At 47.9% G+C, this 20,201-nt stretch carries 20 protein-coding genes; 15 read left to right on the plus strand and 5 right to left on the minus strand.

From position 1 onward, the window contains the following. Window positions 1-371 precede the first annotated feature (371 nt). Complete coding sequence (locus BLQ32_RS01280) at window positions 372-1,868, plus strand: peptide MFS transporter (RefSeq protein ID WP_074508789.1); 1,497 nt, start codon at window positions 372-374, stop codon at window positions 1,866-1,868. Window positions 1,869-2,009: 141 nt separating this feature from the next. On the opposite strand, the gene BLQ32_RS01285 is transcribed toward BLQ32_RS01280, so the two are convergent. Together BLQ32_RS01285 and BLQ32_RS01290 are read right to left on the minus strand one after the other, a co-directional pair. Next, window positions 2,010-2,651, minus strand: coding sequence for a pentapeptide repeat-containing protein (locus BLQ32_RS01285; protein WP_074508790.1), 642 nt, complete (start codon window positions 2,649-2,651; stop codon window positions 2,010-2,012). Between the two features lie 73 nt (window positions 2,652-2,724). Further along, a complete protein-coding gene (locus BLQ32_RS01290; protein WP_074508791.1) occupies window positions 2,725-3,414 on the minus strand; it encodes a universal stress protein in 690 nt (229 codons plus the stop codon). A gap of 311 nt (window positions 3,415-3,725) precedes the next feature. On the opposite strand from BLQ32_RS01290, the gene BLQ32_RS01295 reads away from it, so the two are divergent. From BLQ32_RS01295 to BLQ32_RS01340, 10 genes are all read left to right on the plus strand, one after another. Then, window positions 3,726-6,125 carry a Na+/H+ antiporter subunit A gene (locus BLQ32_RS01295; RefSeq protein ID WP_074508792.1) on the plus strand — a complete coding sequence of 800 codons (2,400 nt, stop codon included), beginning with the start codon at window positions 3,726-3,728 and terminating at the stop codon, window positions 6,123-6,125. Beyond that, window positions 6,115-6,537: a Na(+)/H(+) antiporter subunit B gene (locus BLQ32_RS01300; RefSeq protein ID WP_053165023.1), complete on the plus strand. Its 423-nt coding sequence runs from the start codon at window positions 6,115-6,117 to the stop codon at window positions 6,535-6,537. Before BLQ32_RS01295 ends, BLQ32_RS01300 begins: the two co-directional genes overlap by 11 nt. Window positions 6,538-6,540: 3 nt before the next feature. Next, window positions 6,541-6,879 (plus strand): Na(+)/H(+) antiporter subunit C, encoded by a 339-nt coding sequence (locus tag BLQ32_RS01305; RefSeq protein WP_036805303.1) that lies wholly within the window; start codon window positions 6,541-6,543, stop codon window positions 6,877-6,879. After that, window positions 6,872-8,359: a Na+/H+ antiporter subunit D gene (locus BLQ32_RS01310; RefSeq protein WP_074508793.1), complete on the plus strand. Its 1,488-nt coding sequence runs from the start codon at window positions 6,872-6,874 to the stop codon at window positions 8,357-8,359. Before BLQ32_RS01305 ends, BLQ32_RS01310 begins: the two co-directional genes overlap by 8 nt. Window positions 8,360-8,408: 49 nt before the next feature. After that, a complete protein-coding gene (locus tag BLQ32_RS01315) occupies window positions 8,409-8,894 on the plus strand; it encodes a Na+/H+ antiporter subunit E (RefSeq protein WP_036805335.1) in 486 nt (161 codons plus the stop codon). After that, window positions 8,891-9,175 (plus strand): Na(+)/H(+) antiporter subunit F1, encoded by a 285-nt coding sequence (locus BLQ32_RS01320; RefSeq protein WP_036805308.1) that lies wholly within the window; start codon window positions 8,891-8,893, stop codon window positions 9,173-9,175. Before BLQ32_RS01315 ends, BLQ32_RS01320 begins: the two co-directional genes overlap by 4 nt. Then, entirely contained in the window at window positions 9,153-9,518 is a 366-nt protein-coding gene (locus BLQ32_RS01325; protein ID WP_074508794.1) for a Na+/H+ antiporter subunit G, read from the plus strand. The genes BLQ32_RS01320 and BLQ32_RS01325 overlap by 23 nt, the downstream gene beginning before the upstream one ends. A gap of 100 nt (window positions 9,519-9,618) precedes the next feature. Beyond that, window positions 9,619-10,314: a DUF1538 domain-containing protein gene (locus tag BLQ32_RS01330; protein WP_074508795.1), complete on the plus strand. Its 696-nt coding sequence runs from the start codon at window positions 9,619-9,621 to the stop codon at window positions 10,312-10,314. Next, window positions 10,311-11,054, plus strand: a complete 744-nt coding sequence (locus BLQ32_RS01335; RefSeq protein WP_074508796.1) for a DUF1538 domain-containing protein — start codon at window positions 10,311-10,313, stop codon at window positions 11,052-11,054. Before BLQ32_RS01330 ends, BLQ32_RS01335 begins: the two co-directional genes overlap by 4 nt. Continuing rightward, window positions 11,038-11,739, plus strand: coding sequence for a P-II family nitrogen regulator (locus BLQ32_RS01340; protein WP_074508797.1), 702 nt, complete (start codon window positions 11,038-11,040; stop codon window positions 11,737-11,739). The genes BLQ32_RS01335 and BLQ32_RS01340 overlap by 17 nt, the downstream gene beginning before the upstream one ends. Window positions 11,740-11,876: 137 nt before the next feature. On the opposite strand, the gene BLQ32_RS01345 is transcribed toward BLQ32_RS01340, so the two are convergent. Then, window positions 11,877-13,490, minus strand: a complete 1,614-nt coding sequence (locus BLQ32_RS01345; protein ID WP_074508798.1) for a catalase — start codon at window positions 13,488-13,490, stop codon at window positions 11,877-11,879. Between the two features lie 175 nt (window positions 13,491-13,665). On the opposite strand from BLQ32_RS01345, the gene BLQ32_RS01350 reads away from it, so the two are divergent. Together BLQ32_RS01350 and BLQ32_RS01355 are read left to right on the plus strand one after the other, a co-directional pair. Next, complete coding sequence (locus BLQ32_RS01350; protein ID WP_074508799.1) at window positions 13,666-14,853, plus strand: CDP-glycerol glycerophosphotransferase family protein; 1,188 nt, start codon at window positions 13,666-13,668, stop codon at window positions 14,851-14,853. Between the two features lie 150 nt (window positions 14,854-15,003). Next, window positions 15,004-15,714, plus strand: coding sequence for an alanyl-tRNA editing protein (locus BLQ32_RS01355; protein WP_074508800.1), 711 nt, complete (start codon window positions 15,004-15,006; stop codon window positions 15,712-15,714). A 36-nt stretch (window positions 15,715-15,750) separates the two neighbouring features. Here BLQ32_RS01355 and BLQ32_RS01360 read toward each other — a convergent pair whose 3' ends face one another. After that, window positions 15,751-16,506 carry an exodeoxyribonuclease III gene (locus tag BLQ32_RS01360; protein WP_074508801.1) on the minus strand — a complete coding sequence of 252 codons (756 nt, stop codon included), beginning with the start codon at window positions 16,504-16,506 and terminating at the stop codon, window positions 15,751-15,753. A 208-nt stretch (window positions 16,507-16,714) separates the two neighbouring features. Between BLQ32_RS01360 and BLQ32_RS01365 the strand changes: the two genes are divergently transcribed. Continuing rightward, complete coding sequence (locus BLQ32_RS01365) at window positions 16,715-17,992, plus strand: MFS transporter (protein ID WP_074508802.1); 1,278 nt, start codon at window positions 16,715-16,717, stop codon at window positions 17,990-17,992. A gap of 261 nt (window positions 17,993-18,253) precedes the next feature. After that, entirely contained in the window at window positions 18,254-19,252 is a 999-nt protein-coding gene (locus BLQ32_RS01370; protein WP_175557051.1) for a nuclease-related domain-containing protein, read from the plus strand. Between the two features lie 76 nt (window positions 19,253-19,328). Here the strand turns inward: BLQ32_RS01370 and BLQ32_RS01375 are convergent, their stop codons facing one another. Beyond that, window positions 19,329-20,171 (minus strand): YkuS family protein, encoded by an 843-nt coding sequence (locus BLQ32_RS01375; RefSeq protein WP_074508804.1) that lies wholly within the window; start codon window positions 20,169-20,171, stop codon window positions 19,329-19,331. Window positions 20,172-20,201 lie beyond the last annotated feature (30 nt).

Here is a 20,201-nt window from a genome sequence, read left to right on the forward strand (position 1 = left end):
ACTATTTCAAATATACTGTATGTTGAAACATAGTTCAATATATTTCTATAACATTTCGAAAGATTTTTGAAAATTTCAGTAACATTTTCGACATAATTCGATCCTAACGTGTGTAAACACTGTTGATTTCACAATTTCTTTTTCCTTTCGCCGCCACAAACCCTTATAGGTCCTGATTTCCCGAAAAAATGAGCGATTATTTAAATTATTCAATTTAAAAAGCTATTTTAATAAAGTTTTAACTCACACTTCTTTTGCATGCCGAAAATATTTTTCACTTTTAGAGCCTATTTTACTAATTGTTAAATTTATTTTGATTTTCAATAATAAAAAAAGTATTATAGTAACATACATTAAAAGGGGGTAGTAAGATGTCTGACAAATTCAGTCGACAAGACATCGTAAACAGTGTTCCGCAAAAAGGTTTTTTCGGGCACCCTAAAGGGCTGTTTACATTATTCTTTACAGAGTTTTGGGAGCGCTTCTCATATTATGGAATGAGAGCCATCCTTGTTTACTATATGTACTACGAACTGTCCCAAGGCGGACTCGGGCTTGATCAAACTATTGCCCTTTCCATCATGTCCATTTACGGTTCACTCGTATACATGTCAGGCATTATTGGCGGATGGCTAGCCGATAGAGTCTTCGGTACTTCAAAAGCCGTATTCTACGGCGGTATTTTAATTATGGCTGGTCATATAGCGCTTGCTATTCCAGGAAGCCTGCCGCTATTCTTCGTTTCCATGGTACTGATCGTTCTGGGTACCGGATTATTGAAACCAAACGTTTCTAGTGTTGTCGGGGAAATTTACGCAGAAACCGACAACCGCCGCGATGCCGGTTTCAGTATTTTCTACATGGGCATCAACTTGGGTGCATTTATTGCTCCTTTAATCGTTGGTACTGTCGGTATGGACATCAACTTCCACCTCGGCTTCAGTATTGCCGCTGTCGGTATGTTCTTAGGGCTAGTGCTGTTTGTCGCAACAAAAAAGAAAAATCTTGGGCTTGCAGGGACAATCGTCCACAACCCGTTGTCGCCAGCTGAAAAATCACGCACACTTAAAATCTTTTCAATCAGCGCAGTTGTCATCGCTGCAGCGGTTTACTTCGGACTCCAATATGGTTTCCTGACGTTCGATAGTTTCATCGCAATTGTCGGAATCTTCGGCTTGGTCATTCCAACAGCTTATTTCATTGTGATGTACCGCAGCAAGAAAACAACCGAAGTGGAACGTTCACGCATCTTGGCTTACATTCCACTGTTTATCGCATCGGTCATGTTCTGGGCAATCCAGGAGCAAGGGTCGACCATCCTTGCAGCTTATGCCGATACACGGACCGATTTGGAATTTGCAGGAATCACCATCTCTCCTGCCTGGTTCCAGTCACTTAATCCATTGTTCATCATCACATTGGCGCCAGTTTTTGCATGGCTTTGGGTGCGCTTAGGCAGCCGCCAGCCATCCATTCCGCAAAAGTTCTCACTGGGTCTATTGTTTGCCGGGATTTCCTTCCTGGTCATCCTTCTGCCAGCTTACTTCGGCGGAACAGATGCGTTAGTAAACCCTTTATGGCTTGTTCTAAGTTACTTGATCGTTGTATTGGGTGAACTTTGCTTATCGCCTGTCGGTTTATCCGCAACGACAAAACTGGCGCCTGCTGCCTTCTCTGCGCAAACAATGAGCCTTTGGTTCTTGTCAAACGCAGCTGCACAGGCAATCAACGCACAGCTCGTGAAATTCTACACAGTCGAAAACGAAATGATGTATTTTGGACTTATCGGTGGAGCTTCCATCGTCTTAAGTATCGTCTTGTTCCTTTTCGCACCAACTATCCAGCGCTTTATGAAAGGCGTACGCTAATAAATAAAAGGACTGCCGAAAACTCTCGGCAGTCCTTTTGTTTTTGCTCTACAAGCCACCGCAGAGCCAACCGCTGGACAACATCGTGAAATTGAAAGGCCCGGAAGCAAAATGCTTCCGGGCCTTTTCCTATCTGTTTCATTAAGCTTCTTTGATCACTAACCCCATCTGCCGCGCAAATGCCAGGGCCTGCTCGGTCGATACTTGGCATCCGGCAAGTTTTTCTGTTGTCACTTGAATGTTCTCAAATGAATTGCTGCTCAAGTCGACGCCATTCAGGCTGGTCTCTACGAAATTCACATCATTCATGTCGCATTTGTGGAATTCCGTTCCTTTCAGCTCGGCTTCGTAAAAATCTGCGTAGCGCAGCGATGACGTTTCAAAGCGGGCGGTGTTGCACAAGGAGAAGCCGAACGTCGCGTAATTCAAGACACAGTCCTTGAACAGGGTATGGCGGATGCCCGCTTCGGCAAAGTTGGTGCCGACCAGTTTCGAATTATGGAACTCGGTCCGGTGGAAGACAGAACGGCTGAAATCAGCATTCGATAAATCACAATTCACAAACAGCACATCCACAAATTCGCTCCGCGGCCAAACGGCTTCTAAAAAGTTCACGTTTTCAAAAATTACGCGGTCGACATGAAGCGCTTCTTCCGTGCCGTAATCGATGGTTTCTTGTGTAATTTTGCAGTTGCTTATGTATTGGTCATCAAGGGACTCCAGGAATGATGCCGTTTCGAGATTGTCCGGAATGACAGGTGCTGAACGCTTCGCTTTTTTCATTTTTTTATTTCTCCTTCTATATATAGGTAACGGCCGCTTCCTTGTTAGAAGCAGCCGCCAGTGGAGCATCCGATTATTTACTTACCAATTCTTTGTTCAGGCAAGATTCGATGACCCGCGGCTCTGTAAGCCGGTCATCTGTCACTTCTGCCTGATATAACTTATTATCATGCATGAATTTGAAAATCCCATTGTTGAAATCGGTTCCGATGTCTTTAAAGAAGATGCCTTCGTACTGGCATTCTTTCGTCTGGGAAAAGCTGATTTTGTAAGTTTCCCCGTCCCGGACCAGATAACAGCGGACGCCTTTTTCGAACTCTTCGTGGTCATCGCCCTTGATGCTCCGTTCAACTGAAACCACATGGAAATCGACAAACGGAATTTCCCGCAGCAGCGTGTTCATGAACGAACCTTTTGTAATCTCTTCCCAACGGCTTCTTGCTGTTTGGCCGACAATGATTTGTGTAATATTTAAGTTATGGGCCACTTCCGCAATGACTTTTGCAGAGGGGCGTTTCTCATTATCGCGGATAATGAACTCTTCTGCACCATATTCTTCAGCCAGCTCTTTCCACCGCTCGACAAAAGCAGATTTTTCCGCATCGAATTCATCGAATGGAAGAGCATCTACCGTTAAAATATACAGAGGGCAATCCAGCATGTTTGCGAGTTTGTTGCCCCGGTTGATCAGGCGCTCACCGTTCGGTCCGTAAAATACACAAACCAATATGCTTTCATCCATCCGTCCTCTAATTTTTTTCATTGTATTTACCCCTCCAGGGATTGTTATTCATAAGCCGTCATTTCAAAACTATGAAATTATACTGCGAATTCCTATAAAAATCAAGAGATGATGATTTTCCATTTCGCACGGCCCTCCGTTTGATTGCTTAGTTTAGACCATAGCGGACTTCACAAGTGAAAGCAAGCCCTTTTTCCTGTATAATTTAATGCGTGTGCTTATAATCAAAATTGTTACGGAATCATAAACAAAGAAGGAATTTTCCGAATTCTTTTCTTTTTTATTGCTATTCCCGTTTTTCTTTTTTCTATTCTGATTCAGGAGGTTTTGCTATGCACTTATTGATTTTCGCCATTTTGTTCCCTTTTCTTGCCGCAGCTCTCATTCCTTTAATACATAGGCGTCTCGGCCCTTTGAATATTGGCTGGCTCGTATTAGCGGTCCCGTTTATCTTGTTCGGGATTTTTGCCTGGCAGATTCCCGGCATATCGTCTGGAGATACAATTGCTGCCACGCTACATTGGATTCCTTCCCTCGGCATTAACTTTTCAATTTACTTGGATGGGCTCAGCCTGATTCTTGCTTTGCTGATTACCGGCATGGGAACCCTTGTTATTCTTTATTCCATCTATTATTTATCCCCAACTGATTCACTGCCGCATTTCTATGCTTATTTACTCCTGTTCATGGGAGCCATGCTTGGAGTCGTACTGTCAGACAATTTGCTTGTACTGTACGTATTCTGGGAACTAACAAGCATTTCCTCTTTCTTATTGATCGCTTTCTGGTTCCACCGGAAAAACTCACGCTACGGAGCACAAAAATCGTTATTGATCACCGTGTTTGGCGGATTTGGAATGCTTGCTGGATTTTTAATGCTGCATACGATGACCGGTACATTCAGCGTCCGTGAAATCGTGTCAACGATTGGCCAATATTCGGACCACGGACTATTTTACCCGGCGATGTTCCTGGTGCTCCTTGGAGCATTCACGAAATCCGCCCAATTCCCTTTCCACATCTGGCTGCCTGACGCCATGGAAGCTCCTACGCCGGTCAGCGCTTATTTGCACTCTGCCACTATGGTTAAAGCCGGGATTTATCTTGTCGCCCGTTTCACTCCGGTTTTCGGCGGTACGTCTGCCTGGTTCTGGACGGTGACGCTCGTCGGCCTCGTGACCTTATTCTGGGGTTCATTCTGTGCAGTTCGGCAAACCGACCTGAAAGCGCTGCTCGCTTATTCAACGGTCAGCCAGCTCGGTTTGATCATGAGCCTGTTCGGGATGGGCTCTGCAGCCCTTCATTTCGGTGACGGCGAAGCAGGTGCTGTATATGGCCTTGCGACATTTGCTGCCCTTTTCCATTTAGTGAACCATTCTACGTTTAAAGGCGCTTTGTTCATGGTTGTCGGCATTGTCGACCACCAAGTCGGAACACGGGATATCCGGCGCCTCGGCGGACTGATGGCGTTCCTGCCGATCACGTTCACGTTCGCTGTCATCGGCAGTTTTTCGATGGCAGGGCTTCCCCTGTTCAACGGATTTTTGAGCAAGGAAATGTTCTTCACTGCTTCCCTCAATGCCGCGGGCCTTCCCGCATTTTCTGCAGAAACCTGGGGTTGGCTGATTCCGGTCATTGCCTGGACGGCAAGCGTCCTGACGTTCGTTTACTGCATGATCATCGTGTTCAGAACCTTCTTTGGCAAGCACCAGCCGAAGAAATTGGATAAAAAACCGGTGGAGCCGCCGTTTGGTATGCTCGTTTCGCCTGCTATTTTGTCCATCCTGATTGTCGGTGTATTCTTTGTGCCAAACCTTTTGGGCGATCATTTACTGCGCCCTGCGCTAAACGGTGTACTGCCAGGCATCACTGGTGCCGCGCCTCATATTTCTGCTTGGCACGGCTTCAATACGGAGCTCTGGATGACCATCGGCATCATTGTCGTCGGCTTTCTACTATATAAATACTTGCGCATTTGGAAGAAAGTTTACGCAATTATTCCGGAAGGCTGGACTTTTAACGCCCTTTACAATAAATTCCTGGAGTCGCTTGAAGAAAATTCAAACCGGCTGACATCCAAGTATATGACGGGTTATTTGCCTCATTACTTTGCTTATATTTTCGGCTTTTTCATCTTAGCAGCCGGTGGGACGCTCCTGTTGACCGGTGCGCTGTCCATTGATTTCTCGACAGATACGCCAATTCCAAGCTACGAAGTGATCCTGGCAGTCGTGATGGCCATTGCGGCAATCGCTATATTGTTCGTCAAATCACGCCTGACGTCAGTGCTGCTGAACGGTGTGCTCGGCTATTCCATTGCGATTTTCTTCGTACTGTTCCGGGCGCCCGATTTGGCATTGACCCAGCTTGTTATTGAAACCGTGACGACGGCATTGTTCCTTTTATGCTTTTATTTCCTTCCCGAATGGAAACCGGAAGCAGCTTCCAAAAATCTTAAAATCCGGAACGCCGTGATTGCGGTTGCCGGGGGATTAACCGTCACTTTGATCGCTTTGTCGGTCCGCGCAGGCAATTTATACGATTCCATTTCAAGTTACTATGAAAATGCCTACGAACTGGCCGGCGGGAAAAATATCGTCAATGCCATTTTAGGAGATTTCCGAGGATTTGATACGATGCTTGAAACGCTCGTCCTTTTCATTGCCGGCATTGGAGTCTATACACTCATTCGGATTAAAGGCGGAAAGGAGACACGAAAAAATGAAGATTAATGACGTGATATTAAAAACCGTTTCCCAAGCAGGCGTGCTGATCATTTTAACTTTCGGCGTCTACCTTTTCCTATCCGGCCATAACCAGCCAGGCGGCGGATTTATCGGCGGCCTGGTTCTGGCTACAGCTTTCGTGCTGATGTTTTTGACTTTTGACTCAGAGACCGTCAACAAAGCCATTCCGTTTGATTTCAAAAAAATCTCGGCTCTTGGCGTCCTGCTCGCCTTTTCAAGCAGTGCGCTGCCCATGTTTTTCGGCCAGCCTTTTATGAGCCAGACGTTCGGCTATTTCGATCTGCCGATTTTCGGAAAGACTGAGCTGGCTACCGTAACCCTTTTTGAATCCGGAGTGGCTCTGACGGTAATCGGAGTAGTCGTAAATATTATTACTAGTATAAGTGAGGATGAATAGCGGATGGAAACGATAATTATATTCTTGGTCGGCATCCTTACCGCCGTGGCCATCTACCTGCTCTTATCCAAAAGTCTGATCCGCGTCATCCTCGGTACCGCCATCTTGTCGCATGCAGTGCACTTGCTGATTCTTGCGATGGGCGGCTTAAAAGAAGGCACTGTCCCGTTGCTCGGCGAAGAAGCAGAAAGTTATGTTGACGCGTTGCCGCAGGCACTGATCTTGACAGCCATCGTCATCAGTTTCGCTGTTACAGCTTTCATTCTTGTTTTGGCCTACCGTGCTTATCAAGAACTCGGCACAGATGACCTAGATGAAATGAGAGGTGTGAACGATGAATAACATCATATTGCTTCCTGTTTTAATTCCCGTTATGGTCGGAATTTTGCTGATCTTTTTGCGTTCTTACGGCCGGACACAGGCGTGGTTCAGCATTTTCACAATGGCAGCCACGGCCGGCATTTCTTATTATCTGCTGGAGAAAGTGCAAAGCGACGGCATCCAGCGGCTCGATTTCGGAGGATGGGCACCGCCTTTCGGCATCTCGTTTGTCGCCGATTCGTTTTCTCTGCTGCTGGTGCTGACGGCCAGCATCGTCACGTTTGTCTGCCTGATGTATGCCTTGTTTTCTACGAACAAGTTGCTGCAGACAATGTATTACTACCCTTCTGTCCTGTTTTTGATCGCCGGCGTAAACGGTTCTTTTTTGACCGGCGACTTGTTCAACTTATTTGTCTGCTTTGAAGTCATGCTCTTGTCTTCTTATGTGCTGCTGACACTGGGCGGCGCCAAAAGGCAGCTTCGCGAAGCCATCAAATACGTAGTCATCAACATCGTTTCTTCCTGGTTCTTTTTGGTCGCCTTGGCGTACCTTTACGGTGCTGTCGGAACATTGAACATGGCTCACTTGTCGGTTCGCGTAGCTGAAGCGGGACAAGGGCCGCTCCTTACGACCATCAGCATCGTGTTCATGATTGTCTTCAGCCTCAAAGCCGGACTTCTTCTTTACTTCTGGCTTCCGGGTTCTTACAGCACACCCCCTGTCGTGACTTCCGCCCTTTTCGGCGCTTTGCTGACAAAAGTCGGCATATACGCTCTGTTCCGGGTATTTTCGCTGATCTTTAACCAGCAGCCTGAAATCACCCATGCCATCATCGGAGTTATGGCCGGCTTAACGCTGATCGGCGGCAGCATCGGGGCCATCGCTTATAACGATATCCGAAAAATCGCCGCTTACAATGTGGTCATCGCTGTCGGATTTATCCTGGTCGGCCTTGCCATTTCCACACCGAATGCAATAGAAGGCGCCATCTATTATTTAATCCATGACATGGTTGTAAAAGCGCTTCTCTTCTTGCTTGTCGGCACCGTCATTGCACTTACCGGCACTGCCCAGCTTCATCAGATGAGCGGTTTGATGAAAAACTACCCGCTGCTCGGCTGGTCTTTCTTTATCACGATGCTGTCGCTTGCCGGCGTTCCGCCGCTCAGCGGGTTTATCGGAAAAGTCCTCGTTTCCGAAGGCGCGATTGAAAGCGGCGCCTATATCTTATTGGCCTTATCGCTCCTCTCCAGTTTGTTTGTGCTGTATTCGCTGCTCCGCATTTTCAAAAACAGTTTTTGGGGAGAAACCATTGTCGGCAAAGAAGATCAGGTGCCTTTAAACAGCCGCTTTCTCGTTCCTTGTTTAGTGCTTGTTCTTCTGACATTCGGAATCGGGCTTGGAACGGAAGGGTTGTCTGCTTATGTTACAGACGCAGCAGAAACGTTGCTGAATCCGGACATTTACGTGGATGCGGTGCTGGAAGGTGCCCGTCCATGACGCTTGATATTCTGCTACTAATCCGCAGTGGAGAAAGGACTGTTTGCTGATGCCTGCACAACTTCTGATCAATATCATGATTGCCCTCCTTTGGACCTTGCTGATGGATGAAGATGCCTTTTACTTGTCGACTTTTATTGGCGGCTACTTGATCGGCATCGGCATCCTGTTCATGATGCACCGCTTTTTCGGCGCCAAATTTTACTTGCTGAGAGTTTACTCCACCATTCGTTTATTATTTATTTTCATTTCAGAACTGGCCCAATCCAGTTTACTGATCATAAAACAGATACTGAGCCCTAAACTCAATATTAAACCGGGAATTTTCACTTACGAACACAGCATGGAAGGCGCTTATGAATTAACGACGCTTGCGCTTTTATTGACGCTGACTCCAGGGTCTGTCGTCATGGAAGTTTCCCCGGACGGGAAAGTCTTTTACATTCATGCCATGGATGTCGAAGAATCGAGAGACACGGTACTGCGTTCCATCAAGACATTCGAGAAAGCCATCATGGAGGTGACACGAGGATGATTGATACGATTTTAACGATTGCCCTATCCTTATTCTGCCTGGCCATTCTTCTGGCGCTTTACCGCATTATCTGGGGCCCGTCGATGCCGGACCGTGTGGTAGCACTGGATATGATCGGCGTAAATCTCATTTCGGGAGTGGCGGTATTTTCAGTGGCATTGAACACCCATGCATACTTGGAAGTTATCCTCATTGTCGGCATTCTCGCCTTCATCAGCACCATCGCCTTTGCCCGCTTTGTGGAGAGGGGGGATATCGTTGAGCATAAGAGAAATTATTGAATGGGCCGGCGTTATCCTGATTCTCCTCGGCTCCATTATGGCCGTGATCAGCGCTTTCGGCATACTGCGCCTGCCTGATGTCTATACGCGCTCACATGCAGCAACGAAAAGTTCGACGCTTGCGGTTCTGTTGTCGCTCAGCGGCACATTTATCTATTTTTGGGCGACAGAGAACTTCATCAGCGTCCGCCTCTTCCTCGGAATCACTTTCGTGTTTCTGACTGCACCGGTTTCAGGCCATTTGATTACGCGGGCCGCTTACCGGTCGAACGTCAAACTTGCTGATATTTCCACCGAAGATGCCTTAAAAGACGTCATCCATAAAAAAGATACAGAGGAATAAAAACAGGCCGGAATCATTTCCGGCCTGTTTTTTGCTATGTCACGTTTATGTTAAAAATGCTAAGGGAATAACAGGAAAAAACGCAGTGGAGGAGTTGTAGATGGAAAACGTCAAAGATACGTTCAAGGAAGTTGCCGCTGCTATCTTGCCCGTGACCATTGTCGTTATTATTTTGCAGGTTGCCTTGATGCGCCTTCCTCTCGAAGCTCTGCTTCAATTTTTAGTCGGCGTCGTCTTTGTCAGCATCGGGTTTTTCCTGTTTCTTCTCGGAGTGACCGCCGGGCTGTTGCCGGTGGGCGAGCTGATCGGCAAAAAGCTTCCCAAAACCAAAAAATCCTGGCTGATCATCGGCACCGGCTTTCTTCTCGGGCTGGCAGTCACCATCGCAGAACCGGATGTCCGGGTTCTCGCCAAACAAATCGACCAAGTATCCGCGGGCGAAATCAGTTCAGGCATCCTGGTGATGGCAGTGGCACTCGGTTTGGCTATTTTTGTAGCTGCCGCTATGGTCCGCACGATTTTCAGCATCCCCATCCATTACATGCTGATTGGCGGCTATGTATTGGTCTTCGCTTTGTCCATGTTTGTCCCTGATACTTTTGTCTCCATTTCATTTGATGCCGGCGGTGTAACGACTGGACCGATGGCAGTGCCTTTCATATTGGCCCTTGGCGTCGGTGTCGCTTCCGTTCTGCGCACTCCATCTGCATCTTCCAGTGAAGGCTTTGGATTGATTGGCCTTGCTTCCATCGGCCCTATTTTGGCAATCATGCTTCTGGGGGTGCTTTTCCAATGAAGCTTCATGTGTTCGACGGCTTTTTGGATATCCTCACGGAAGTCGGTATGGCACTCGTTCCCCTCTTTATCTTCTTTGCTCTATTCCAGGTTTTCATGCTTAAATTGCCCAGGCAACGGGTATTTCAAATACTACTCGGATTTATTCTGACATTTTTTGGACTCTCTTTTTTTCTGCAAGGCGTCCATGTCGGATTTTTTCCGATCGGCCAAATGATGGGTGAATCGCTCGGTGAAATGCCTTATCCATGGATCATCATCCCGATCGGCTTTGTTCTCGGGTTTGTCGCCACGTTTGCAGAACCGGCCGTCAGCATCATGATTGATGAAGTCGATCGCGTGACCGGCGGCTATATTTCCGCAAAATTGATGCTGTATACCGTTTCAACTGGAGTGGGCATTTCCGTCGCCTTGTCGATGGTGCGCATCCTTTTTGGAATCCCGCTCTGGTACTTCATTATTCCGGGATACTTGCTCGCATTTGTGCTCGTGTTTTTTTCACAGGCTATCTTTATTGCCATTGCGTTCGATTCGGGAGGCGTCTCCACGGGCCCGATGACGGTAACTTTCATTTCGGCTATGGCGGTTGGCGTGGCTTCGGTTACCGAGGGGAGAGATCCTTTAGTGGATGGATTCGGCCTGATCGCTCTCGTCGCCCTTACGCCAATCCTGGCAGTGCTGATATTGGGACTGATTTTCACAAGAAAAGGTGGGGCTGAAAACGATGAATCTGAATCATAGACTGATGATTGCCATAGTTAAACGGGGCCATTCCCGCCCGGTCATTGCCGCCGCCAAGGAGGCAGGCGCGGACGGAGCCACCATTCTTTACGGAGAAGGGATTGGCCGCAACGAGAAGCCGACTTTTTTCGGCCTGCCGGCAACCCATGAAAAAGACATCGTCTTCATCGCCATTGACGGCAGCCTCGAAGACGCCGTCGCCGAAGCGGTTTCCCGTGTAGGAAAGCTCGGCATTCCAGGTTATGGCCTCGGTTTCACTTTGCATTTGAATAAATTGCTGGGTGTCCGGCATCTCTCAAACCGCGTGAACCATGTTAGAGCCAAGAAAGGTGGACAAGCGATGGAGTCGTCTCCTGAACACTTTCAACTGATTGTAACCATTGTAAACAGCGGGGATTCGGAAAAAGTGGTGGCTGCTGCTGCAAAAGCCGGTGCAGAAGGCGGAACCATCCTCAGCGGGAGAGGAACCGGCGTCAATGAACAGCGCAAATTTCTCAACTTTACGATAGAACCGGAAAAAGATGTGGTCCTCACGCTCGTACCCGAAAGCTATACCGGGGCGATTGTGGAAAGCATCCAGAATGCCATCGACCTCTATGCTCCCGGGAGAGGCATTGCATTTTTGATTGATGTGGAAAAAGTTTTTGGCGTTAACCACTCTTCTCTCGACCGGTACCATAAATGAAAGAACGCTGGAACCGTAAAAGGTTTCAGCGTTCTTTCATTTCCCGGGAAATAGTTTCTTAAAAAGAACAGCTTTTTTGCTGTAAAGACTTAAAACCCGGTAAACCGCTGTCGCGGCTTGCCGGGTTTTGCTATTTCTTAATATGGTTCTGCTTCGTGCCCTTTTGCAGCTGCGCCTTGTGCTACTTTGTTGGCTGCCGGCTTGCCGTAAACTTTAGGCTCTCCAGCTTTCATTTCTTCATTCGCTTTGATCTTCTGTTCCATGTTTTCACGGACACGGCGGCCGTAGTCTTCATCCGCCTGCGTGAAGTGGTGAATCATTTCTTCCTGGATTCGTGGATCGCATACCGATAATGCATCGCCCAGGTTGTTGATCAATTCTTCACGTTCCCAATCTTCAAAGCTGCGGTATGTTTCCCCAGCCTGTCCGTAATTGTTCGTACGGTCAATCGGCTGGCTGACCACTTTGTCGTTATAAGCCGGTTCATGAGGCGGTGCCACTTTTTCCGCTTCTTTCACGCCGCCGAGAACGGATGGCTCGTAGTTGATGTGCGGATTCGGCACATGTTCTGACGGACGGTCCATCATGCCGCCGTACTGGTTCGTTGCGACACGTTTTTTCGGTGCGTTGACTGGCAGTTGCAGATAGTTCGCCCCTACCCGGTAGCGCTGCGTATCGGAATACGAGAACGTACGCCCTTGCAGCATTTTGTCATCCGAGAAGTCAAGTCCGTCTACAAGTACCCCCGTACCGAATGCAGCCTGCTCGATTTCAGCATGGTAGTTTTCCGGATTGCGGTTCAAGACCATTTTACCGACAGGAAGGAACGGGAATTGATCCTGCGGCCATAATTTGGTGTCATCCAATGGATCGAAATCAAGTTCCGCATGCTCATCATCGCTCATGATCTGAACGAACAATTCCCATTCCGGGTAATCGCCGCGTTCAATCGATTCAAACAAGTCCTGCGTGGCGTGTCCGGTGTTTTCCGCCTGGATTTCATTGGCTTCCGCCTGCGTCAAATTGCGGATGCCCTGTTTTGGCTCCCAATGGTATTTGACAAGAACTGCTTCGCCTTTGTCGTTGACCCATTTGTACGTGTTTACGCCGGATCCCTGCATATGGCGGTAAGTTGCCGGGATGCCCCATGGCGAGAACAGGAACGTAATCATATGCGTTGCTTCCGGAGAGCGGGCTACAAAGTCAAACATGCGCTCAGGATTCGGCACGTTTGAAACCGGATCGTTTTTAAAGGCGTGGATCATATCCGGGAACTTCATGGCATCGCGGATAAAGAATATTTTTAAGTTGTTGCCGACCAAATCCCAGTTGCCGTCTTCCGTGTACATTTTCACTGCAAACCCACGCGGATCGCGAGCCGTTTCAGAAGAATGCCGTGACCCTGCTACGGTTGAAAAGCGAACCATAAGCGGCGTCTGTTTGCCGGCGCCCGAGAATACTTTCGCACGTGTGAATTTTTCTACCGGCTCATCGCCGACTTTGCCGTATGTTTCAAAATATCCAAACGCACCCGCACCGCGCGCGTGAACAATTCGTTCAGGAATTTCTTCACGGTCAAAATGCGAAATCTTTTCGATAAAATGGTAGTTTTCCAAAGTGGCTGGCCCGCGATTTCCGACCGTCCGTATATTCTGGTTGTCTTTGACTGGATGCCCTTGGCGGGTCGTTAAGGTTTCTTCGCTTTCGCCTGTGCCCATTTTGTTCTTGAAGTCTTCATTTTTTTCAGTCATGAAAATCCTCCTCCACAATAGTCTATCAACCTATAATCTTCCCATTTCCAGAAAAAATTAAACATTTGAACATGGCAAAAAACGAACGGATTCCAGTGTTTTTCTTCTTGATAGACAAAACTCCTGAAATGTGAAAAACTTGAAGAAGGATTTTATTGAGAAAGCAGGGCTGGAAATGAGTGTAACACTGAAAGAAAAAGGGAAATTAGACCCTTTGAAAGTATTTATTAAAGTAACGGCCGCTTTTCTGGTATCGGTCTTTTCAAGAAAGAACGAACAGAAGAAAATTGCCTTGGTCGGCGGAAATCTTGGCGAAAAATACGAAGACAATGCAGCGATTTTCCATACATACTTGCACAATCACCATGCAGACCAGGTAACTGCGTACTGGATGTATGATCCGAAGACAAGCTATGCAACGGATGGACAAATACCTAATGCCGTGCCGCTTGGAAGCTTCCGGAACTATCTGCTGTTCTTTCAAGCGGATTACACGTTCCATGGGCATTCGCTGATGTACGACATCGCCCCTTCCGTCGATAAGTTTTTATTCCTTAACCGGAAGACAATCATTACCCACGTCAGCCACGGCATCGAAGGATTCAAAAAAATTCTGATCCAAAAAGAAGATGTGCCGCTTTTGAAACGGACCAATTACTTTAACTGCGCGTCTGTATACGAGAAAGATTTAAAGCTGAACGAATGGAAAATTCCCGCACACAAATTGATTGTGACGGGACTGCCCCGTTTTGACCGCTACGCCCATATCAAACCGGCCAAGGAAATGAAAAACATCCTAATGATGATGACTTGGCGTGAATGGCTGTTTGATTTAAGCGAAGAAGAATTTATGCAAAGCGCTTATTTCAGAAACACGTACGGGTTGATCAGCCATTCCGGCATCCGTGAACTGATTCAGCAGAACGGCTTGAAAATGCAGATTACGCTGCATCCTTTCATGAAGAAGTTCAAAAAGCATTTCGTCGGCTTGGCAGACCCGGCAAGCGGCATCGAGTTCCTGTCGTCGACAAACCCGTCCATTTCACAGGCGATTGTCGACAATGATATGCTGCTGACCGACATCACAAGCGTATCGTGGGACTTTTTGTATTTGAACAAACCGATCATTTTCAATATGTTTGACCGTGACGAGTACCTGGCCCAGCGCGGCACTTATTTGAGCCTGGAAACGGATTTATACGGCTACAAAGCCGATACCATCGAGGAAGTTTATGCTTACCTGAAGAAAATTGTCGAAGAAGGCATTACGACGAACGAATGGTTCCCGAAAGCCACTGACTACATCGATTATTTTGACCATCAGAATTGCCAGCGCCTGGCGAAAAGAGTTTTAGGCGTATAAGAAGCATCAAGCGATACGTGGAACTGCCTTTCCGATGGCAGCTCCACGTATTTTTTGCCCTTTTAACTAAATTGAATTTTCAATCAACTGATAATCTGGTATGCTGGAATGGCTTTATTCGCTTTAATTCTTAAACAAAGGGTGGATGGCATGGCAAAAGAATTATTTTTGGAAGACAGCTATTTAAAGGCCTGCAAAGCAGAAATAACGGAGATAGACGGAGATAGAGTCATCCTTGACCAGACAGTCTTCTACCCGGCCAGCGGCGGACAGGAAACCGATACCGGCCTGCTGATCCAGGACGGCCAGGAAGTGGCGGTAACGAACGTGAAAAAAGAAAACGGCGACATCATCCACACCGTCAGCGCCCCTGAAAAACTGAAAGTTGGACCGGTGACTGCTCAAGTGGACTGGGAACGGAGATACCCGTTGATGAAGCACCATACGCTGCTTCATGTCATTTCTGCCGTGTTCCACCAGGAGCACGAGTCGCTGTGCACCGGCAACCAGATCTATCCCGACAAAGCGCGGATCGACCTGACCGGCATCACTGAGCTCACGCCTGAAGAAATCAATGCACTTATTGCAAAAGCTAATGAGGAACTGGCGCGCAACCATCCTGTCACCATCCGGACGTTGCCGCGGGAAGAAGCAGAAAACATTTCGGGCATGATCAAAACCATCGTCAACTTGATCCCGGAAGCGGTCCGAGACATCCGGCTCGTCAAAATCGGCGACATCGACGAACAAGCCTGCGGCGGCACCCATGTGAAAGCGACCGGTGAAGTCGGATCGTTTGTGCTCGAGAAAACTAAAAACAAAGGAAAAGGCGTTACCCGGCTCGAAGTCCGGGCCGTTTAAATGAAAACCATCCCTCACGTTATGTAAGGGATGGTTTTATAAGGCAACGGTCAGTTCAACCGGGCAATGGTCCGATCCCCAGACGTCCCGATGAATTTTCGCACCTTTAAGCATGGGAGCCAGGCCTTCAGAAGCGATGAAATAATCAATTCGCCATCCGACGTTCTTTTCGCGGCAATTCGAGCGGTACGACCACCAGGAATAGCTGCCGGCCTGTTCCGGATAAAAATAGCGGAACGTGTCGACAAATCCGCTGTCGAGGAAATTTGTCAGTTTGCCTCTTTCTTGCGGAGTGAAGCCGGAATTTTTCAAGTTGGCCCGCGGATTTTTCAAGTCGATTTCCTGATGGGCCACATTCAAGTCGCCGCACAGAATTACCGGCTTTTTCCGGTCGAGTTCTTTTATATAGGAAAGAATGGCGTCTTCCCATTCCAGGCGGTAATCAAGCCGCAGCAAGCCGTGCTGGGAATTCGGCGTGTAGACAGTCACCACGAAATGCGTGTCGTATTCAAGCGTGATGATGCGCCCTTCTGTATCATGCTCTTCGATTCCAAGGCCGTAATAGACAGCCAGCGGCTTTTTCTTCGTAAAGACAGCAGTGCCCGAATAGCCTTTTTTCTGTGCGTAATTCCAATATGTATGGTATCCCGGAAGATCCATGTCAATCTGGCCTTCCTGCAGCTTTATTTCCTGCAGGCAGAACACATCGGCGTCCACAGCCTCAAAAAAATCCATAAACCCTTTTTTCATCACAGCCCGCAAGCCGTTGACATTCCACGAAATCAGCTTCAAAACACTTACCTTCTTTCATTCAGATACTCTCAGTTTATCGAAAGATCCAGCCTCTCTCAAACAAAGCGTTTTCCTCAAGAGAGGCGTTACAGTTAATTGCCATCCATAATAAAATTTTGTAAAATTTCAGTGAATTTGATAAATGGTGCATCATTTTCGCCTGCCTTCTTGTACAATGGATTTATCTGGTACTTAAGGGGAATGAGACATGAAAAAATTCACCAAGGAAGAGAAAAGCTGGGCGTTTTACGACTGGGGAAGTTCCGCTTATTCCATCATTATCACCACCGCTGTCTTTCCATTGTTCTATAAAAATGCGGCCACTGAGGCAGGCGTCAGCCTGTCGGATTCCACCGCTTATCTCGGCTATACCATTGCCATCTTCACGTTCATCCTAGCGCTGATCGGCCCTATTTTAGGGACGCTTGCCGATTACGAAGGCATGAAGCGAAAATTCTTTACAGCGTTTTTCCTGCTCGGCACCATTTCCACGGCGATGCTGGCGTTCATCCCAAGCGACAATTGGCTGATGCTGCTCGTGTGCTACACGTTTGCCGCGCTTGGCGCGACGGGTGCCAATGTGTTTTATGACGCCTTTATCGTAGATGTCACCACGGAAAAACGGATGAACAATGTCTCCGCATTCGGCTACGGCCTCGGCTATATCGGATCGACGATTCCCTTCATCCTGTCAATTGCCGTGATCCTTTTAGCAAGCAACGCCGTGATCCCGATTTCAACGATCAACGCAAGCCGCATCGCATTTCTGCTGACGGCCATCTGGTGGGTGGCGTTCTCACTGCCCCTGTTCCGCAATGTGCGTCAGCGCTATTTTATCGAGAAAGAACCGAATCCGGTGGCGCAAAGCTTCAAGCGCCTCAGCAAAACCATCCGGGAAATCCGCCAATACCGTGCACTGTTCCTGTTTTTGCTGGCTTATTTCTTCTATATCGACGGCGTCGGCACGATCATCTCGATGTCCACCGCTTACGGGACGGATCTTGGGCTGTCGTCGACCAGTCTGCTGATTGTCCTGTTTGTGACCCAAGTAGTGGCCGCGCCGTTCGCCATTTTGTACGGCCGCCTGTCGGAGCGCTTTACCGGCAAGAAAATGCTGTACGTCGGAATATGCGTGTATATTGTCGTCTGCATCTATGCCTTTTTCCTGGAAACGATCACCGATTTCTGGATTCTGGCAATGCTTGTCGCCACCAGCCAAGGCGGCATCCAGGCACTTAGCCGCTCGTATTTCGGGAAACTTGTACCCAAAGAAAACTCCAATGAATTTTTCGGTTTCTACAATATCTTCGGCAAATTTGCCGCAATTCTGGGACCGCTTCTGGTAGCTGTCACTTCGCAGATTACCGGGAATTCCAGCATGGGCGTCTTCAGCCTCGTCGTCTTATTTGTCATCGGCCTCGTGATTCTGTCGCGTGTCCCGGAACCGGTTCCGCATGCACCGGTCGATGAAGTCGCACCTGATTGATTGTTGGAAAAGCCGATCCGGCGCTTGCCGGGTCGGCTTTTTTTATGAGTTGGGCGTAACCCGGTGAAAGACGGGCATAAACTTGATGGAGTTGGACATATCTTATTCGCAGTTGGGCATAAAGCCGCCCGAGCTCCTAATGGGACTTGCCAATTCTCATTTTTGCGCCTTTTTCCGGTTCCAAATATTTATTATGGGAAGAAGTATAGCCACTCTCTTTCTTGCATGTTAAGGTTTTATTTAAAAAATGGAGGGATGGCTTTGATTTTGAAAACAAGAGGAGTTTCGCTCGAACGGGAGCGGCTCGAGGTGCTGCTCCGGCGGCTGCCGAAAACGCATGCTTTATACAAGGATGCAAAAGAAGATTACTACAACGATTCCGCCGGGATTGGCGGCGAACAGCGTTTCGATGATTATGTGGCTTCCAGCCGGTTGCCCTATCCCCATATTTTTCTTCATAATGTGTCATTGAGGTCTTTTCAGGCTTTCCAATTGGATTCGCTGATGATTACGCCGTGGTGCCTTTATATCTTCGAAGTCAAAAACATGAGCGGCCGCCTCCGCTTCCAGCAATCTCCCCTGCAGCTTATCCAGACCAAAGATGACGGCAGCATCATTGGCCGCAAAAGCCCCATCGAGCAGATCGACACCAACGAATGGCTGTTGGATGAATGGCTCCGAGCTTCCGGTGTCTCTTTGCCGATCCGCTCTGTGCTGGTCCTTTCCTATCCGAAACAAATACCCGAAAACGTCCCTGACACCCACACCATTCTGTTTTCCCACCAGTTGCCGATGTTCCTCAACAAACTCCGCAGTGAATCAGCAGTTACGGATCTTAGTGAAATGGCCAAGCTGGCGAATAAAATTCTGGCTGCGCATTCGGATTATGTACCCAAACCGATCTGCAGCAATCCGGCCTACCCGCTGCAGGCGATGATCCGCGGCGTATGGTGCGTGGCATGCGGGCGGATCGGCATGAAGCGGACTTACGGCACCTGGCTGTGTCCATTCTGCGGGGAATCCGATAAACATGCGCATGTCCAGGCCATTCAAGACTGGCACCGGCTGACCGGCGGGCCGATCACGAACCGGATGTGCCGGGAAGTGCTGCAGATTGAGGACCGCCATTTGGCTAAACGGCTTTTGCGTGATATGGACTTGAAGAAAAAGGGGACTTTTAAGGGTGCAAAATACGTTTTGGAGACGAGTTGCTCGTATATGCACCGTAGTTGCTCATATATGACTCAAAGTTGCTCGTAACACACCTGCAGACGCTCGTAAATGAAAACATAAAAAACCCAGCAGCCATTTCAGCGGCTGCCGGGTTTTTCAACGCTTATTTTTTGTTGTTTTTATTTGCTTCAGTGGAAACGATTGTAGCGCCGCCTGATGCATTTGTTGTTACATCTGCATCGCCAAGCTCTACTACTTCAATCGAGCCTTTTTCTTTAGAAGATTCTTTTTCCGCTTTTTTGATTTCTTTTTCAGCTTGCTTTTCAGCTTTTTCGTGCTCTTTTTGCGCCTTTTCTTCAGCTTTCGCTTCTTGTTTGACGACTTTTTCCTGCTTTTTCAGTTCTTTTGTTTCCTGCATTTCCTGGCGTTTCGCTTTCAAATTGTCCACTGGGCCTTTAACTTTTTCTTTGACGGTGCTTGTGACACCGCTTGTTTTTTCTTTAGCTTGCCCCAGCGTGCCTTTCGCTTTCTCGGTAACGCCGCTTGTCTTTTCTTTCACTTGGCCGACAGTGCCTTTGGCTTTTTCCGTAACGCCGCCAAGCTTTTCTTTCGTGTCGGAAGTTTTTTCTTTTACAACCGCCTGCATTTCTTTGCCGCTCTTCGGAGTCAATAAGAGACCGGCTGCTGCGCCGACAATGGCTCCAGTTGCTGCACCTTTAAGGAATGAACTGCCGGTGATTCCGCCGCTTGAAGGCGGTGCCGGGATTTTGCCGATGCGGACAAGGCGTTCTTCCACTTCATCGACGATTTCTTCCAACGTGCGGCCTTTTGCTTCAACAAGAGGAACATTCATGTGAAAATCCGTTAAGTCCTCTTTGTCTCTGACGACTACACAGTCATAATCCATCGCTTCTGTTTTATCACCCAACATTTCAGCTTCGTAGCCTCTTTTTTGCAATGCTTCTTTTACAGATGTAAATGGTTCTTCTACTGCAATTTTCACCATAATCTTGTCCACTCCTTTTTGAAATGTGTT

Origin of the sequence: Planococcus glaciei (genome assembly GCF_900099655.1) — a bacterium.
GTDB classification, from domain to species: Bacteria; Bacillota; Bacilli; order Bacillales_A; family Planococcaceae; genus Planococcus; species Planococcus glaciei.

Bases quoted from the DNA above. Each gene is read 5' to 3' on its own strand.
- BLQ32_RS01290 (WP_074508791.1), bottom strand. From the start codon at position 3,414: ATGAAAAAAATTAGAGGACGGATGGATGAAAGCATATTGGTTTGTGTA.
- BLQ32_RS01315 (WP_036805335.1), top strand. From the start codon at position 8,409: ATGCCTGCACAACTTCTGATCAATATCATGATTGCCCTCCTTTGGACC.
- BLQ32_RS01300 (WP_053165023.1), top strand. From the start codon at position 6,115: ATGAAGATTAATGACGTGATATTAAAAACCGTTTCCCAAGCAGGCGTG.
- BLQ32_RS01335 (WP_074508796.1), top strand. From the start codon at position 10,311: ATGAAGCTTCATGTGTTCGACGGCTTTTTGGATATCCTCACGGAAGTC.
- BLQ32_RS01345 (WP_074508798.1), bottom strand. From the start codon at position 13,490: ATGACTGAAAAAAATGAAGACTTCAAGAACAAAATGGGCACAGGCGAA.
- BLQ32_RS01310 (WP_074508793.1), top strand. From the start codon at position 6,872: ATGAATAACATCATATTGCTTCCTGTTTTAATTCCCGTTATGGTCGGA.
- BLQ32_RS01330 (WP_074508795.1), top strand. From the start codon at position 9,619: ATGGAAAACGTCAAAGATACGTTCAAGGAAGTTGCCGCTGCTATCTTG.
- BLQ32_RS01355 (WP_074508800.1), top strand. From the start codon at position 15,004: ATGGCAAAAGAATTATTTTTGGAAGACAGCTATTTAAAGGCCTGCAAA.
- BLQ32_RS01375 (WP_074508804.1), bottom strand. From the start codon at position 20,171: ATGGTGAAAATTGCAGTAGAAGAACCATTTACATCTGTAAAAGAAGCA.
- BLQ32_RS01350 (WP_074508799.1), top strand. From the start codon at position 13,666: ATGAGTGTAACACTGAAAGAAAAAGGGAAATTAGACCCTTTGAAAGTA.
- BLQ32_RS01285 (WP_074508790.1), bottom strand. From the start codon at position 2,651: ATGAAAAAAGCGAAGCGTTCAGCACCTGTCATTCCGGACAATCTCGAA.
- BLQ32_RS01365 (WP_074508802.1), top strand. From the start codon at position 16,715: ATGAAAAAATTCACCAAGGAAGAGAAAAGCTGGGCGTTTTACGACTGG.
- BLQ32_RS01305 (WP_036805303.1), top strand. From the start codon at position 6,541: ATGGAAACGATAATTATATTCTTGGTCGGCATCCTTACCGCCGTGGCC.
- BLQ32_RS01280 (WP_074508789.1), top strand. From the start codon at position 372: ATGTCTGACAAATTCAGTCGACAAGACATCGTAAACAGTGTTCCGCAA.
- BLQ32_RS01340 (WP_074508797.1), top strand. From the start codon at position 11,038: ATGAATCTGAATCATAGACTGATGATTGCCATAGTTAAACGGGGCCAT.
- BLQ32_RS01320 (WP_036805308.1), top strand. From the start codon at position 8,891: ATGATTGATACGATTTTAACGATTGCCCTATCCTTATTCTGCCTGGCC.
- BLQ32_RS01295 (WP_074508792.1), top strand. From the start codon at position 3,726: ATGCACTTATTGATTTTCGCCATTTTGTTCCCTTTTCTTGCCGCAGCT.